The following is a 14646-nucleotide window of genomic DNA, read 5'->3' as shown; positions in this document are numbered from 1 at the left end:
TCCGGTGATCAGTCGTCGAGTCTAGCTGGTTTCATTCTGCTGCCTTGACCTGGGCGACCCCTGGATGCGCGAGAAGCGCGTCGAGCGCGTCGGCCAGCCCGCCCTCTTCGACGTCAGCGGTGACAGAGCCCGCGGCATCCTTCACCTCATCGGGCGCCTGCCCCATGGCTACCGCTCGTCCACCGAGTTCACGCGCCCACTCGAACATGCCGATGTCGTTGCGTCCGTCGCCGACGACCATGACTCGCCCGCCGTCTATGCCCAGTTCGGAATGGACCTTCGCCAGGGCGCTCCCCTTGTCGACACCTTGCGGTGCGATGTCGAGCCAGGCCGTCCAGCCGATCGCATACGAGACCTCGTTGAGTCCAGTCTCTGCAACGAGGCGGTGGAAATCCTCTTCATCGTGCCCTGGCGACACAACGACCACACGCGAGACGGGCAGCGCGCCGAGCTCTGCGAGGTCGACCTGACGTCCGCCCTCGAGCGTCCAGTCCCCGACTTCACCGGTGAACAGCCGCAAGCCGTCACCCAACTCGACCATGTAGTGCGCTTCAGGCAGCCGCTCGGTGAGCAGCGCGAGAACCTCGCTCGGATCGAACGTCTCGACGCTCCAGCGCTCCCACCCGCCGTCAACGCGACGCATCGTGACCGCACCGTTCGAGCACACCACGTAGTCGGCAGTGATCTCGAGCTCGTCGACCCAGCGCTCGGTGGCCGGCCAGCTGCGACCGGTCGCGATCGTCACGACGTGCCCGGCATCGCGGACACGGGCGATGGCCTCGGGCACGCCGGGGCTCATGGTCTCGTCCTGCAGGATGATCGTGCCGTCGACGTCGAGCCCGACGAGCCAGGGCGAGATCACTGGGAATCCTTCGTCTTCGAGGCGCCGACCGGCTCCAGAACTTCCAGCCCACCGAGGTAGGGCCGCAGCACCTCGGGAACGAGGACAGATCCGTCCTCCTGCTGGTGCGTCTCGAGCAGCGCGACGATCCATCGCGTGGTCGCGAGGGTTCCGTTCAGCGTTGCGACGTGCTGCGTCTTCGAGGCCTGGCCCTCCTCAGCCGCGGGTCGGTGCCGCACATCGAGGCGACGCGCCTGGAACGTCGTGCAGTTCGAGGTAGACGTGAGCTCGCGGAACGCGCCCTGCGTCGGCACCCACGCCTCGATGTCGTACTTGCGCGCAGCGCTGGATCCCAGGTCTCCGGCAGCCACATCGATCACACGGTACGACAGGCCGAGGGCGGTGAGCATCTCCTCCTGCAACGCGACCAGGCGCAGGTGCTCCGTCTCGGCGTCTTCCGGGGTCGTGTAGACGAACATCTCGAGCTTGTTGAACTGGTGCACGCGGATGATTCCGCGGGTGTCCTTGCCGTACGACCCCGCCTCGCGGCGATAGCACGTGGACCATCCGGCGTAACGGAGTGCGCCGTCTGTCAGATCGACGATCTCGTCCTTGTGGTAGCCGGCGAGCGCCACCTCGCTCGTGCCGACGAGATACAGGTCGTCGTCCTTGTCGAGGTGGTAGACCTCATCGGCGTGCTCGCCGAGGAAGCCCGTGCCCTGCATGATCTCCGGGCGCACGAGCGTCGGCACGATCATCGGGGTGAAACCGTTCTGGAGCGCCTTGTCGAGCGCGAGGTTCATCAGCGCGATCTCGAGTCGCGCGCCGATTCCCTTGAGGAAGTAGAAGCGTGCGCCAGACACCTTCGCGCCGCGCTCCATGTCGATCGCGTCGAGCATCTCGCCGATCTCGAGGTGATCGCGCGGCTCGAACCCGAATGCCGGCGTCTCTCCGACGCGGCGCAGCTCGATGAAGTTGGCCTCACCACCGGCGGGAACGCCGTCGATCACGATGTTCTCGATGAGGGCGAGAGCGGATGCCGCGGCATCCCCCGCTTCATTCGCCACCTGCTGCGCGCGCTTGACGCGCTCGGCAAGCTCTTTGACCTGCGCGACGAGCGCCTGCTTCTCTTCCTTGGGTGCCTTCGCGACCTGCTTGCCGAAGGCGTTCTGCTCGGCGCGGAGGTCTTCGAAGGCGGTCAGCGCCGCGCGGCGCGATCGGTCGGCCTCGATCGCCGCATCGACAGTGGAGGAGTCGTGGCCGCGCGCAATCTGTGAGCGGCGGACGATCTCGGGCTGGTCGCGAAGAAGGGCGAGGTCGATCATCCTCCAAGTCTAGGCCGTGGCCGTAGAGTGAACCCCATGACGAAGAGCACGGCACTTCCCCGCCATGCTGCCCTCGTCTACAACCCCATCAAGGTCGACGAGAAGCGCTTACGCAGTGCGCTGCACGATCTCTCGAGCGAGGCCGGCTGGGAAGCCCCCTCGTTCTACCCGACGACGATCGAGGATGCCGGGCAGCAGGCGGCCCGCGAGGCACTCGCCGCCGGTGTCGATGTCGTGCTCGTCGCCGGCGGCGACGGCACTGTGCGCGCAGTCGCCGAGGCCATGGCCGGCACCGACGTGCCCCTGGCCATCGTGCCCAGCGGCACCGGCAACCTTCTCGCGCGCAACCTCGGACTCCCCTTGCTCGACCCCCACCGGATGATCCGTGCCGCGCTCGGCGATTTCCGGCATCCGATCGATATCGGATGGGCAGTACTCACGCGAGAGAACGGCGAAAGCGACGAGCACGCGTTCGTCGTGCTCGCCGGCATGGGCCTGGATGCCGCGATGATCGCGAACACCCGACCCGACCTCAAGAAGTCCGTCGGTTGGGTCGCCTACGTCGACGGAGCCGCACGGTCGCTGCCGAATGCGAAGCCGTTCCGCGTCGTCTACCAGGTCGACGAGTCACGGCTGCACTCGACCAAGGTGCACAGCGTGCTGTTCGCCAACTGCGGCACGCTGCCTGCCGGCATCGCGCTGATCCCCTCCGCATCCATCACCGACGGAGCAATGGACATCGCTGTCATCCAGCCCGCAGGCCCGTTCGGCTGGCTGGGGGTCTGGCGCAAGATCTGGTGGGACAACTCCGTGCTGCGCCGATTCCGCGCCGGTCGTCTTGTGCTGCAGCGCCGAGGAAGAAGCGCCTCCGTGCGGTATCTGCACGGGCAGACCGCTGAGGTCGCTCCGATCGCCCCGACCGCCATCGAGCTCGACGGCGATGAGTTCGGTCTGGCCGTTCGCATCCGTTGCCGTGTGGCGCCTGGCGCACTGCTGCTCGCACTGCCCGAGGGGCATCGCGTCGACCAGCTCTGAGCGGACTCAGCCGCGCAGAACGTGCACGGTTCCGTCGAGGTTGCCTCCGACGAGCGTGAGCGTGAAGTCCTCGTCGTCGTCGACGTCGTCGCTCATTCCCAGCAGAGTTGCCCGCGGTGCCATATCCATCGTGCACATGCCGTCTTCGGTCTTGAAGGTGACGGTGGCGCCAGCACCCTGCACTTCGACGTTCTCTACGATCGGCGGGCACGTCGACGAGCCCCACGTGAGCAGCACGATGCCCTCGTCGTCGAACCATCCGGCACTGGGCTCGTAGTCGGTGGCCTCGCCGCCGGTTCCGGTGAGCGCCGCGTTCCCGTCGAGGTCGACGTCTTCGGTGATGTCACCGAGTGTCACGACGAACTCGACATCCTTCGTCGGATCGACGCCTTCGGGGAGTCCGCCGATGCTCGCGCGCGGGGCGAAATCTGCCGTGCACACCTTCTCGCTGCCGTCGGCGTTCGGCGCATCGACGAGCGAGACCGCGACCTTCTGCCCCTCGGCGGAGATCTCATCGACGATCGGAACGCAGGACGAAGAACCCCACGTCACGAGAGAGAACATCCGGCCGTTGTCGAGCCAGGCCGCTTCGAAGTCGTCGCCGAGTTCGTCCGTGCTGCTCGAATCGTCTGGCGCCGCGCTGCTCGTCGGCGGCTGCTCGCCAGCCGATCCGGTGCAACCGACCAGGAGCAGTGCCGCGGCGAGCGCAGCGGAAACTGACAGAACCAGACGCGATGGCGTGATCATGGCTTCAGATTAGCGTGCAAGTCCTGACAGAGCGCTACTGAAGCGCCGAGGTCAACCGTGCGAGGTTGTCGAGCACTGTGGAGCGCAGCGGCTGCTTCAGCCACTCCTCAAGAGTGAGCTCGCGACTCAGCGCACGGTACTGGTCTTCGACCGCGCGCAGCTCGTCGACGAACTCCGCACCGCGTACGAGCATCGATACCTCGAGGTTGAGACCGAAAGAGCGCATGTCCATGTTGCTTGACCCGATCACCGCGATCTCGTCATCGATGGTGAGGCTCTTGGTGTGCAGAATGTAGGGCTTGCGATACATCCAGATGCGCACACCGGCCCGCAGCAGCGCCTCGTAGTAGCTGCGCTGGGCGTGGTAGACGACCGCCTGATCCCCCTCTTCGGAGACGAAGAGCTCGACCTGCACGCCGCGGTCGCATGCTGCGCTCACCGCGAGCAGCATCGCCTCGTCCGGCACGAAGTACGGACTGACGATCATGATCTTCTTCTGCGCGCCGTACAGCAGCGCGAGGAACAGACGCAGGTTGTTCTCGACTTCGAATCCGGGACCGGACGGCACGATCTGGCAGTCCAGATCTCCCGAGCCCGATGCGGGATGAGTGATGTCGATCTCGCTGAGGATCTCGTCGGTCTCGCTGTACCAATCAGAGAGGAACATCGCGTTCAGGCTCAGCACGATCGGGCCGTCGACGCGGACCATCAGATCGACCCAGTGCAGGCCGCGTTTGATGTTCTTCGGCAGGTTGTAGGACGAATCGGTGACGTTCTGCGAACCGAGGTACCCGACGGTGCCATCGACGACGAGGAGTTTGCGGTGATTGCGCAGATCAGGGCGCTGCATGCGTCCCTTGAGCGGCTGCATCGGCAGCAGCAGATGCCAATTCGCCCCCATCGCATCCAGCCGCTTGATGGTCTTGCGATAGTTGGGCTTCCACCGGTTGGCCCAGTGATCGAGAAGCACCCGCACCGGGATGCCGCGCGCTGCCACTTCTTCCATCGCACGGAAGAAATTATCGGTCGACGCATCGGACTGCAGAATGTAGAACTCCACGTGCACGTACTGCTTGGCGCCGCGGATCGCCTCTGCCATGGCGTCGAGCGACTCCTGGTAGTCGCTGATCAGGTGCGCACCGTTATCGCCCGAGATCGGCAGCGCGCCCAGACGCTCGTTCATCGAGACGACGGACCGCAGCCAGTCGGGCGCGTGGGGTCGCAGGGTGCCGAAGCGCAGATGGTCGCTGGTCTCGGCGATGTACTCGTTGATCTGATCCTGCTTGCGACGGCGCGCACGAGGCAGGCGCGGGTTGCCGATGACCAGAAACAGCAGCACACCCAGGTACGGGATGAAGAAGACGGCGAGCAGCCAGGCCATCGCCGACGTGGGACGCCGGTTGCGCGGGATCACGATGATCGCTGTGACGCGGACCGAGATGTCAACCACCACGGCGAACGCGAGAACCCACCACGGCCACTGAATCGGGTTCAGATTCAGATTCATGCGCACCCCTGGCCAACGTCAACGGGCGCCGGATCAGACGCACCCCATCAGCGTACTGCGTGCCGGGGACGTTGCAATCAGCTGCGCGGCGGCAGGCCGCGCGCCGCGCGCTCTTCTGCCTCGATCTGCGAGTGCACTTTGCGTTCGGTGCGGTCGAATCGGAGGATCCCCCGCAGCACGAAGAAAAAGACGACGCCGACTCCCAGGGTCGGCAGAATCGACCATGCCGCTGCCGCCCAGAAAGTGTCCATGCCTCTATCGTACGCGGTCGACGCTGAGCGAAGCCCACTCCTTCTGCACAATCACCAAGTACCAGTCGCGGCTGTGGATCATCGTTGTGCGGGCGCCCCTTCGAGCACACTCTCTGCATGACCACAGTCCTTAAAGCAGCAGATTCCGCCGAGTTCCTCGGCCTCGTCCCGGCTCTTGCCGGCTTCACACCGCGGCAGAGCATCATGCTCGTGCCGTTCGCGAGCTCCCGCGCGCGCGGAGCGATGCGGATCGACCTCCCACGAGACGCCGTCGAGGTCGAGGAGTTCGTCGACGCCGCAGTCGGGCTGGTCTCACAAGTGAGCAAGACAGATGCCGTTGCTGTCGTGATCTACACCGACGAGCCACCGCAGTACACGAGAGACGGAATGGTGCTCCCCCACACCGTCGTCGTCGAGGATCTGCTCGCTGTCGCGATGGACTCGGGGCTCCGCATCGTCGCTGCGCTCTGCGTCATGGCATCCGGATGGTCGAGCTACCTGGATGACGAGCCGGCCCTGGGCTCCCTCGACGACATCCCCGGCGCGCCGCCAGTGCCCGGCATCGCAGACGTCTCCGGCGACCAGGCCGACGGTGCGGAGCTGCCCCAGGTCGACCTCGCTGAGAAAGAAAGGGTGGGCCGGGCTCTGCACGACCTCACGGAGGTCCTCGACCACGAACGCGCCCCGCGAAGCGCGCGTGAGAATCCGCAGGCGATCAACGCTTCGCTCCTGCTCGATGATCTGCCGCTGTTCTTCGAGACGGTGCTCGAGCGGCCGGAGAACCTGCCGCCGTTCGCGTCGGCAGCACTGCTGTGGTGCATGAACCGACCGACCTTCCGCGATGCCGCCCTGGTGCAGTGGGCAACGGATCTGCCCACCGGCGTCGGGATCCTCGACGCGCAGCTCGCCTTCACGCACCACGGCACGGCGGTTCCCCCCGAACTGGGTCAGATCTTCATCGGGCAGGGCGATGCACCCGATGCCGACCGTCTCCGGCTAGCGCTGACCCTCGCGCGCAATGTGGCCGCACGCGCCCCGCGCGCTTACCGGGCCGCCCCGTTGACGGTGGCAGCGTGGCTGTCGTGGGCGCTCGGACGCTCGACGCACGCTGCGCACTACCTCGAGGCCGCGTCCGAGATCGACCCGGAGTACTCCTTGGCGCAGCTGCTCAGCACGCTCATCAGCGCAGCGGTCCTCCCCGAGTGGACGTTCCGCCGGGGCTGAGTGCTACTTGACGAGGGGGAAGAGAATCGTCTCGCGAATGCCGAGACCCGTGATCGCCATGATCAGACGGTCGATGCCCATCCCCATGCCGCCTGTCGGCGGCATGCCGTGCTCGAGCGCACGCAGGAACTCTTCGTCGACGCGCATCGCCTCGACATCGCCGCGGGCTGCGAGCTTCGCCTGCTCGACGAAGCGCTCGCGCTGGATGACGGGGTCGACGAGCTCGGAATACCCTGTCGCCAGCTCGAACCCGCGAATGTACAAGTCCCACTTCTCGACGACGCCAGCGCGGGAGCGGTGTTCGCGCACGAGCGGCGATGTGTCGACCGGGAAGTCCATGACGAACGTGGGGCGGGTCAGATCGACCTTGACGAAGTGCTCCCAGAGTTCTTCGATCAGCTTTCCGTGCGTTGCATGCGGGGGTACGTCGACGCCATTCTTCTCGGCGAATGCGGTGAGCTCTGCCACCGAGTCATCGATCGTGAACTCGCGCCCGACCGCCGCAGAGAGCGAGTCGTACATCGAGACGCGATCCCACTCGCCGCCCAGATCGTACTCGGTGCCATCGGCCCAGGTGACTGTCGTGGAGCCGCTGACAGCGATCGCAGCCTGCTGCACGAGCTCCTGAGTGAGCTCTGCCATCTGGTTGTAGTCGCCGTAGGCCTGGTAGGCCTCGAGCATCGCGAATTCGGGGCTGTGAGTGGAGTCGGCGCCCTCATTGCGGAAGTTGCGGTTGATCTCGAACACGCGCTCGATACCACCGACGACGGCGCGCTTCAGATAGAGCTCAGGTGCGATACGCAGGTAGAGCTCGGTGTCGAAGGCGTTCGAGTGCGTGATGAACGGACGAGCGGATGCTCCGCCGTGCTGCACCTGCAGCATCGGAGTCTCGACCTCGAGGTACTCGTGCGAAGTGAAGGTCGCACGAAGGCTGGCATTGACGGCTGCACGTGCGCGCACCGTCGTACGAGCCTGTTCGCGGACGATCAAGTCGAGGTAGCGGCTGCGGACCCGGCTCTCCTCACTCAGATCGCCGTACGCGTTCGGCAGCGGCAGGATCGCCTTGGATGCGATCGTCCAGTCATCGGCCATGATCGACAGCTCACCCCGGCGGCTGGAGATCACCTGTCCGTGCACGAACACGTGGTCGCCGAGGTCGACGTATTCCTTCCACCGGGCGAGCGACTCCTCGCCCACCTCGGCGAGAGAGATCATCGCCTGGATGCGAGAACCATCGCCGGCCTGCAGCGATGCGAAGCACAGCTTGCCGGTGTTGCGGCTGAAGACGACGCGGCCGGCGATGCCGACCATCGCTCCGGTCTCTTCACCTGCTTCGAGCTCGGCGTACTCCGCGCGCAGCGCGGGGATCGAGTGCGTGACCGGAACTCCGACCGGAAAGGCTCCGCCGGCGGCATCCGATCGCTGCGCGATCAGGCGCTCGCGCTTGGCAAGACGAACAGCCTTCTGCTCATGAACGTCATCGCCTTCGGCGTTGTCCGGGGTGTTGTCAGCGGGCGCGGTGGACGCGTCAGTCATCAGGGCTCCTTGCAAGTCAACTTCGAGTTTACCGGGCCTGCTTGCGGCTAACCTCGGAGCATGCACCTCCGGTCACTTGCACTCGCGCTCATCGCTGCAGGAGTCCTGCTCGCGGGGCCCACCGCCGCGGCGTCCGCAGCCTCGCAGCCCACCGACGTGGACGATTTCAACTTCTCCTCGTGGGACGCGACCTTCGAAGTCGGAATCGACGACGACGGACGTGCAACCCTGCGCGTCCAGGAGACGCGTGTTGCCGAGTTCCCCGAGTTCGACCAGAGCCGCGGGATCGTCGTGGGCTATCCACTGTCCTACCGAGGTGCCAGCACCGAGCCGACGATCCTCGCCGTTCGCGATGAGAGCGGCAACGACATCGAGTACGAGACCGAAGAGGACGACGGCATCCTTTACGTCCTCACCGGAGGCGATGAGTTCGTGCACGGCGCGAACACCTACGTGATCGAGTACGAGATGCGTGACATCATCCTCGACGCGACAGAGACGAAGGTCGATGAGTTCTACTGGGACCTGCTGCCCCTCGACAGCACGCAAGACGTCGATGTCTTCCACGCCGAGATCATCTTCGATGACGAGCTGACGTCTCACCTCACCGGCGACACGGCCTGTTATGAGGGCGGCTTCGGCTCCCACACGACGTGCGAACTGCAGGACGACGGAGACGGCACCTTCACCGTCGAACGGCACGATCTTCGAGCGGCTTCAGGGATCAGCGTGGCGATCGCCCTGGAAGCCGGCACCATCACACAGCCGCCCGCACGCCTTCCCAACGCCGCTACCGACATCGCCCCGTACCCCTTGGGCGGCGGAGTCCTCCTGCTCTCCCTCGGCGGATGGCTCGCGACGAAGAACATGATCCGCCGACGTCGGCGTGCCACCGGCATCGTGATCGCGCAGTACGACGTACCCGATGACATGCCGCCGCTGCTCGCAGGCGCGATCCACCCCGATGCGAGGAACCCTGTCTCCGCCGAGATCATCCACCTCGCGGTGCGCGGATCGCTGCGGATCGAAGAACTCCCAGACGGGAGCGCCGACAAGCAGCCCCGGCTGCGTCGCGTTGATGCCCCGACCCCCGACCCCCTCGACGCAAACGCGCTGCAGCTGCTCTTCGGCTCGGCCCCGAGCGGCACAGTGCTCGAGCTGCCCAAGAACGATGAGCCATTCGCCGCGCGCATGCAGAGCATGATCGCGAGCGGCCCTGCGGCCGCCGCAGAGCGCGGACTCACGACGAAAGCCTCGAGCACCGTGGCACGGGTCATCCAGATCATCGCGATCGCGGTGTTCGCAGCCCTTGCCGTGCTGCTGCTGTGGAGCATGTTCACCGGTCGCGAGTCCGCCGGGCCGGTCTTCTTCGTAACGCTCGCCAGCGGAATACTCCTCGTGATCACGACCGTTTCGGCCTTCCGCACGCACACCGTGCTGACGAAAGAGGGCGCACTGCAGCTGGAGTATCTCGACGGTGTGCGCGAGTTCATCCGCGTCGCCGAAGAGGATCGTCTGCGGATGCTGCAGTCCTACAGCGGCGCCGATCGCCGAAGCGACGGCAGCGTCGACGTCATCCACGTCTACGAGAAGCTGCTCCCCTACGCGATCGTGTTCGGGCAGGAGCGCGAGTGGGGCGAGGTGCTCGAACACAGCTACCGCCAGGCGAATCAGCAGGCCACCTGGATGGACAGTTCGAACGTGGGCTTCCAGTGGTACGCACTGGGAGCGTTCTCGTCGTCCGTGCACTCCTCGTCGGCCTATTCGGCCCCCTCGACCGCCAGTTCGTCAGGCTTCGGCGGTTCCTCCGGCGGAGGATTTTCCGGCGGAGGAGGCGGTGGAGGATTCTCCGGCGGGCGCTGAGCCCCCTCCCTGTCGCCGAACGCGCTCAGTCGGATGCTTCGCGCAGAGCCGTCTCAACCGTCGACTGCACGAGTGCCGACAGGTAGCCGCCCGGGTTCTCGATGCCGATGCCGCGCAGCAGCGAGGTCGACTGGCCGATGATCGCGCGTGAGAATTCGGATGCCGTGGCGATCGCCTCCGCGTAGGCTGCCCGGTCGTCTTCACTGATGACGACCGGTTCGCAACCGAGCTCGACGGCGAGCGCCTGAGCGATCGGCAGCACCGGGCCGGGAGCGGTGACCGCGGCAAAGCTCGCCTGCAGCTGGCGCAGGTCGATCGAGGTGCCGGTGAACGAAATGGCAGGATGCACGGCGAGCGGGATGGCGCCCGATCGCTGAGCGGGCTCGAGCACGCTGATGCCATAGGCGGGATCGGTGTGCAGCACGATCTGTCCCGGCTGCCAGGCGCCGACTTCGGCGAGGCCCCGCACGAGGCCAGGCAACTCGTCGTGGGGAACCGCCAGAATCACCAGCTCGCTGCGCCGGAGCACCTCTTCGGCATCGAGCACCGGCACATCGGGGAGAACACCGGCGACCCGATCGTCGTCGGAGCCGCTCGTGATTCCGACCACCGCGTGACCTGCGCCGCCGAGAGCCGCACCGATCACGGGGCCGACTCGGCCTGCGCCGATGATGCCGACCCCGAGCCGGCCATCACGATTCATGCGGCGCCTCGGGAGGTGCGCCTTCCGCCCACCGGTGACCGTGATCGCGCTGCACGGCAGACGCGGCACGATGCGCGATGCCATCGAGCGACTCGTTCACGTGCGCGCTCTCGATGCCGACGACGTCTCCGAGCACGGGACCGGTGACGCTGTGCGCCTTGAGGGCTCCGACGCGCTGCGCCCGATCGATCGGTCCCTGCTCCGCAGAGATGCCCTGCAGCCGCACGAGCGGGAAGATCGCAAGCTTCCGCCAGAACACCCCTCGGCGCAGCAGCAGCGCGAAGTCAGTGACGGCGAAGCCGTGCCGCTTCCACGAGAAGGGACGTCGCCACCATGCGCGACGGGCCATCACCCGGTACGGGTCTGCGTCCTGCTGCGGTCCCTGGATTCCGTGCTCCCACACCAGCGGCAGGTCATCTGCCGGAAGATCTGGCACGATGAGCTCGAGCACCCGCCGCACGTCGGCTGCGACGCCGACCGGCAGCACGATGTTGAACTGCTGCGCGGTGCTGGACTGCTGCGCGGAGAGGCTCTTGCCGCTCATCCGGTTGATCTTGATCGTCCACCATCCGAACGGGCGCCACAGCAGCGACTGCGTGACCTCGGCCGCGAAGATCCGCCCCGGGGGGATCGTCTCGGTGATCGTCGTGAACAGTCCGTAAGTGATCCGGATGCCGTCGGCGGTCGACGCGATCGAGTAGCGCAGCGACTTCGAGATCTGCGCCCAGGTGATCGCGACGGTGGCGATCACCAGCGGAATACCGACACCGAGCGTCACTCCGAGAATCGCGAAAGTGGCCTCCGGCCCCGATACATCGGCGAGGATCGCCGGAACTGTGAAGGCCAGCACGATCGCGAAGAGGATTAAGAAGAATCCGAACCACAGCACACCGGAGAGCAGTTGAGATCCGACGAGCCTGCCGGTCGGGATCTTCACGACGCTCTCGGGCTCGACGTCGTCGAGGTCCACCCCACCGATGATGCCGCTGACGCCGTCGTTCACCGACCCGACGAGTTGCGAGCGCATGGTCTGCGGAGCACCGCTCTCGTGATGGCCGCTCTGGTCCGCGCGACCGCTCTGCCGGATTTCACGCGCGGCACGAGCGCCGGATGCCAGGCGGAGGATGTCCGTGCGCACGGTCTCAGCCTTCGGGGTCGAGAGGTACTCCAGCGGCACGTTGGCATCGGTTCCTGCGCCGACGACCTCGAGCTTGGCCATCCCGATCAGACGGGCGGGGAAGGGCCTGGTCAGGTTGACGCCCTGCACACGGTCGAGCGGTGCGCGGCGCTGAGAGCGGAAGATGATGCCCTTGCGCACTTCGACGTACTCGTCAGAGATGCGGAACTGCTGGAACCGCCACACCAGCCAGAACCCCACGATGAGGATCACCAGCACCCCGAGCACGATGAGCATCGCGATCAGGATGAGGTTGTTCTCCAGTACCCAGTCGACGGGGTCGCCGCCCCCGAAGTCTTCGATGTGCGCTTCTTCCGGCGCGAAGAGGCTGACCAGCCAGAAGATAATCCGCTCGCGGAAGTTGTTCAGAACGATGCCCGCGACGATGATGAGCACCAGGCCGCCCTTAAACAGCGGTGTCAGCGGGTGCAGCCGGTGCCATTCGCCGTCGGCGAGTTCGCTGGTCTCCGCGACCGAAGTCGCCGGTCGGAGGTTCGGGTCGTGCTGTTCCGGGGTGCTCACAGGCCGGTCCGGCGGGTCTCGGCGACGTCGATGAGCGTGTCGCGGAGCGACTCGGCCGCGGATTGCGTGAGACCGGGGATCTGCACGCCGGTGGCAGTGGCTGCCGTGACCATCTTCAGTTGAGAGACGCCGAAGGCACGATCGAGCGGCCCGTGGGTGATGTCGACGAGCTGCATGCGTCCGTAGGGGACCGCGATGATGCGCTGCCACAGAATGCCGCGGCGGAAGACGATGTCGTCCTCACGCAGCATGTAGCCGATCGCCTTCGCCTGCCGCGGCAGGATCACGAGAGTCCCCACGATCAGGACTGCGACGATACCGCCAGGAATCCACACCCACTTCTGGTGCAGCACGAGTGCGACCACCAGCACGACGGCGATCAGGAGAACGAGAAGGATGCCATTCTGCACGAACTGCGATGCGACATAGCGCGGAGAGATCTGATGCCACCGGCCATCGAGTTCGAGACGGCCCGCTCCACGGGGCTGCCGAAGCTGGTCGTAGGAGCCTTGATCCAGCACCGAGTCGGCGGGGCGTGGAAGCTCAGTCCCCTGCGGCTCCGGCGGGGTCATCTGGCTGTCGGTCATCAGGATCCTTTGGAAGAGTGCAGAACTGTTCGGCGACGAGAGCCGCGACTACGAGAACAAGCGAACTCGCGACCAGCACCGTCATGGCCACAATCGACCCTACCTGGGGACCCACGGGGCGCGACAGGAGGAACACCGACAGCCCTGCTCCGAAACCGGTGACGATCGCACCGAGCAGGCTGGATGCGCGCGCCAGTGTCGCTGCTCGCATCGCGCGGAAGGGATCGATGCGTACGCGCCCGCGCACGCTGCGCCGCACCGGCCAGGCGAGCGCGAGCACTGCCGCGGCGAGCAGCAGAAGCAGCACGGGCAGAAGAGGCGACGGCGAGAAGGTCGCCCGGCCGCCGATCGTGAGCAGATGATCAACGAGATAGCCGATGCCTCCACCCACAATGGCGAGCAGGATCAGGACGAGCGGAGAGGTGCGCTTCATCTTCGCAGCGCCTCGACGAGGTCGGCGACCCGGCCTGCGCCCGGAATCGCAGCATCCGGATCGAGACTCAGCCACGGCTCGAGAACGAACATCCGCTCGGCTGCCCGGGGATGCGGCAGCAGTGCGTGCGGATCGTCGGAGACCGTATCGCCGTAGACGATCAGATCCAGGTCGAGAGTGCGGTCACCCCAGCGCTCCGTGCGCACTCTGCCGTGCTCGTCTTCGATCGCGTGCAGGAGACCCAGCAGCACCTGAGGCGCGAGCCGCGTCGTCAGCACAGCAACGGCGTTCACATACGCCGGGGCGTCGGGGTCCGGCCCGTCGAGGCGGACGGCAACGCTCTCGTGAAGCTCGGACAGCCGCAGATCTTCAACGAGCGGCAGCCGCGCGATGCGCTCGGCCGCTTGACGGATCGTCTCGGCACGATCTCCGAGATTGGCGCCGAAGGCGACGACCGCGCGAACAGCGTCGCGGCCAGGGCGAGGATCGAGCGTCGGGATCGGAGGCATCCGGACCATCAGCGGGCCGCCGTCCGGGTGCGGCGGATGGTGACCGAGACATCCGCGAAGGTCAGCGGGATCGGTGCATGGGGCTTGTGGACCGTGACCTCGACCTCGTGCACCCGATCGTCATCGAGGGCGGCATCCGCGATGCGCTGCGCGAGCTTCTCGATGAGGTTCACCGGATCGCCGGCGACGACCGCGGCCACTTTCTCTGCCAGCTCCCCGTAGTGCACGGTGTCGGTCACGTCATCGGATGCCGCGGCATCCGACAGATCGACCAGAAGACGCAGGTCGATCGTGAAGTCCTGCCCGTCTTCGCGTTCGTGCTCGAAGACGCCGTGCCGACCGAACACCGTCAGGCCGGTGAGGCGGATCTCATCCGTGGTCGACAT

General features: G+C 66.1%; 15 protein-coding genes. 3 read left to right on the top strand and 12 right to left on the bottom strand.

The features are described from left to right. Nucleotides 1–31: 31 nt before the first annotated feature. Both ACTU6V_RS05040 and serS read right to left on the bottom strand, forming a co-directional pair. Complete coding sequence (locus ACTU6V_RS05040) at nucleotides 32–862, bottom strand: HAD family hydrolase (protein WP_443467712.1); 831 nt, start codon at nucleotides 860–862, stop codon at nucleotides 32–34. After that, the gene (gene serS, locus ACTU6V_RS05035) at nucleotides 859–2166 is read right to left on the bottom strand and encodes a serine--tRNA ligase (protein WP_443467713.1); all 1308 of its coding nucleotides are present in this window, start codon (nucleotides 2164–2166) and stop codon (nucleotides 859–861) included. The genes ACTU6V_RS05040 and serS overlap by 4 nt, the downstream gene beginning before the upstream one ends. Nucleotides 2167–2202: 36 nt before the next feature. Between serS and ACTU6V_RS05030 the strand changes: the two genes are divergently transcribed. After that, nucleotides 2203–3201 carry a diacylglycerol/lipid kinase family protein gene (locus ACTU6V_RS05030; RefSeq protein WP_443467714.1) on the top strand — a complete coding sequence of 333 codons (999 nt, stop codon included), beginning with the start codon at nucleotides 2203–2205 and terminating at the stop codon, nucleotides 3199–3201. 6 nt (nucleotides 3202–3207) lie between these two features. On the opposite strand, the gene ACTU6V_RS05025 is transcribed toward ACTU6V_RS05030, so the two are convergent. The 3 genes from ACTU6V_RS05025 to ACTU6V_RS05015 form a co-directional block, all read right to left on the bottom strand. After that, nucleotides 3208–3948, bottom strand: a complete 741-nt coding sequence (locus ACTU6V_RS05025) for a hypothetical protein (protein WP_443475104.1) — start codon at nucleotides 3946–3948, stop codon at nucleotides 3208–3210. A 34-nt stretch (nucleotides 3949–3982) separates the two neighbouring features. Next, nucleotides 3983–5455 carry a cardiolipin synthase gene (cls, locus tag ACTU6V_RS05020; RefSeq protein ID WP_443475103.1) on the bottom strand — a complete coding sequence of 491 codons (1473 nt, stop codon included), beginning with the start codon at nucleotides 5453–5455 and terminating at the stop codon, nucleotides 3983–3985. A 77-nt stretch (nucleotides 5456–5532) separates the two neighbouring features. Beyond that, complete coding sequence (locus tag ACTU6V_RS05015) at nucleotides 5533–5706, bottom strand: hypothetical protein (RefSeq protein WP_443467717.1); 174 nt, start codon at nucleotides 5704–5706, stop codon at nucleotides 5533–5535. 117 nt (nucleotides 5707–5823) lie between these two features. Between ACTU6V_RS05015 and ACTU6V_RS05010 the strand changes: the two genes are divergently transcribed. Then, nucleotides 5824–6930, top strand: a complete 1107-nt coding sequence (locus ACTU6V_RS05010) for a DUF4192 family protein (RefSeq protein ID WP_443475102.1) — start codon at nucleotides 5824–5826, stop codon at nucleotides 6928–6930. A 3-nt stretch (nucleotides 6931–6933) separates the two neighbouring features. On the opposite strand, the gene lysS is transcribed toward ACTU6V_RS05010, so the two are convergent. After that, complete coding sequence (lysS, locus tag ACTU6V_RS05005) at nucleotides 6934–8466, bottom strand: lysine--tRNA ligase (RefSeq protein WP_443467719.1); 1533 nt, start codon at nucleotides 8464–8466, stop codon at nucleotides 6934–6936. 60 nt (nucleotides 8467–8526) lie between these two features. On the opposite strand from lysS, the gene ACTU6V_RS05000 reads away from it, so the two are divergent. Then, the gene (locus ACTU6V_RS05000; RefSeq protein ID WP_443475101.1) at nucleotides 8527–10329 is read left to right on the top strand and encodes a DUF2207 domain-containing protein; all 1803 of its coding nucleotides are present in this window, start codon (nucleotides 8527–8529) and stop codon (nucleotides 10327–10329) included. A gap of 25 nt (nucleotides 10330–10354) precedes the next feature. On the opposite strand, the gene ACTU6V_RS04995 is transcribed toward ACTU6V_RS05000, so the two are convergent. Genes ACTU6V_RS04995 through folB form a run of 6 tightly spaced genes read right to left on the bottom strand, consistent with a single transcriptional unit; the run spans nucleotide 10355 to nucleotide 14646 of the window. Beyond that, entirely contained in the window at nucleotides 10355–11032 is a 678-nt protein-coding gene (locus tag ACTU6V_RS04995) for a DUF2520 domain-containing protein (protein ID WP_443467721.1), read from the bottom strand. Continuing rightward, nucleotides 11022–12731 (bottom strand): PH domain-containing protein, encoded by a 1710-nt coding sequence (locus ACTU6V_RS04990; RefSeq protein WP_443475100.1) that lies wholly within the window; start codon nucleotides 12729–12731, stop codon nucleotides 11022–11024. Before ACTU6V_RS04990 ends, ACTU6V_RS04995 begins: the two co-directional genes overlap by 11 nt. Then, nucleotides 12728–13318 carry a PH domain-containing protein gene (locus tag ACTU6V_RS04985; RefSeq protein ID WP_443467723.1) on the bottom strand — a complete coding sequence of 197 codons (591 nt, stop codon included), beginning with the start codon at nucleotides 13316–13318 and terminating at the stop codon, nucleotides 12728–12730. The genes ACTU6V_RS04990 and ACTU6V_RS04985 overlap by 4 nt, the downstream gene beginning before the upstream one ends. Next, on the bottom strand, nucleotides 13275–13751 hold the full coding sequence (locus ACTU6V_RS04980) for a DUF3180 family protein (protein WP_443467724.1): 477 nt from the start codon (nucleotides 13749–13751) through the stop codon (nucleotides 13275–13277). Before ACTU6V_RS04980 ends, ACTU6V_RS04985 begins: the two co-directional genes overlap by 44 nt. After that, nucleotides 13748–14269, bottom strand: coding sequence for a 2-amino-4-hydroxy-6-hydroxymethyldihydropteridine diphosphokinase (folK, locus tag ACTU6V_RS04975; protein ID WP_443475099.1), 522 nt, complete (start codon nucleotides 14267–14269; stop codon nucleotides 13748–13750). The genes ACTU6V_RS04980 and folK overlap by 4 nt, the downstream gene beginning before the upstream one ends. After that, nucleotides 14269–14646, bottom strand: coding sequence for a dihydroneopterin aldolase (gene folB, locus ACTU6V_RS04970; protein WP_443475098.1), 378 nt, complete (start codon nucleotides 14644–14646; stop codon nucleotides 14269–14271). The genes folK and folB overlap by 1 nt, the downstream gene beginning before the upstream one ends.

Source organism: Microbacterium zouquanmingi, assembly GCF_052266675.1.
In the GTDB taxonomy this organism is placed as follows: domain Bacteria; phylum Actinomycetota; class Actinomycetes; order Actinomycetales; family Microbacteriaceae; genus Microbacterium.
The sequence above is the reverse complement of the archived record's forward strand: the minus strand, read 5'-3'. Positions and strand labels throughout refer to the sequence as shown.

Coding starts and splice junctions, on each gene's coding strand:
- folB (WP_443475098.1), bottom strand. CDS start 14,646: ATGTCGACCACGGATGAGATCCGCCTCACCGGCCTGACGGTGTTCGGT.
- serS (WP_443467713.1), bottom strand. CDS start 2,166: ATGATCGACCTCGCCCTTCTTCGCGACCAGCCCGAGATCGTCCGCCGC.
- ACTU6V_RS05030 (WP_443467714.1), top strand. CDS start 2,203: ATGACGAAGAGCACGGCACTTCCCCGCCATGCTGCCCTCGTCTACAAC.
- ACTU6V_RS05025 (WP_443475104.1), bottom strand. CDS start 3,948: ATGATCACGCCATCGCGTCTGGTTCTGTCAGTTTCCGCTGCGCTCGCC.
- folK (WP_443475099.1), bottom strand. CDS start 14,269: ATGGTCCGGATGCCTCCGATCCCGACGCTCGATCCTCGCCCTGGCCGC.
- ACTU6V_RS05010 (WP_443475102.1), top strand. CDS start 5,824: ATGACCACAGTCCTTAAAGCAGCAGATTCCGCCGAGTTCCTCGGCCTC.
- cls (WP_443475103.1), bottom strand. CDS start 5,455: ATGAATCTGAATCTGAACCCGATTCAGTGGCCGTGGTGGGTTCTCGCG.
- ACTU6V_RS05015 (WP_443467717.1), bottom strand. CDS start 5,706: ATGGACACTTTCTGGGCGGCAGCGGCATGGTCGATTCTGCCGACCCTG.
- ACTU6V_RS05000 (WP_443475101.1), top strand. CDS start 8,527: ATGCACCTCCGGTCACTTGCACTCGCGCTCATCGCTGCAGGAGTCCTG.
- lysS (WP_443467719.1), bottom strand. CDS start 8,466: ATGACTGACGCGTCCACCGCGCCCGCTGACAACACCCCGGACAACGCC.
- ACTU6V_RS04995 (WP_443467721.1), bottom strand. CDS start 11,032: ATGAATCGTGATGGCCGGCTCGGGGTCGGCATCATCGGCGCAGGCCGA.
- ACTU6V_RS04980 (WP_443467724.1), bottom strand. CDS start 13,751: ATGAAGCGCACCTCTCCGCTCGTCCTGATCCTGCTCGCCATTGTGGGT.
- ACTU6V_RS04985 (WP_443467723.1), bottom strand. CDS start 13,318: ATGACCGACAGCCAGATGACCCCGCCGGAGCCGCAGGGGACTGAGCTT.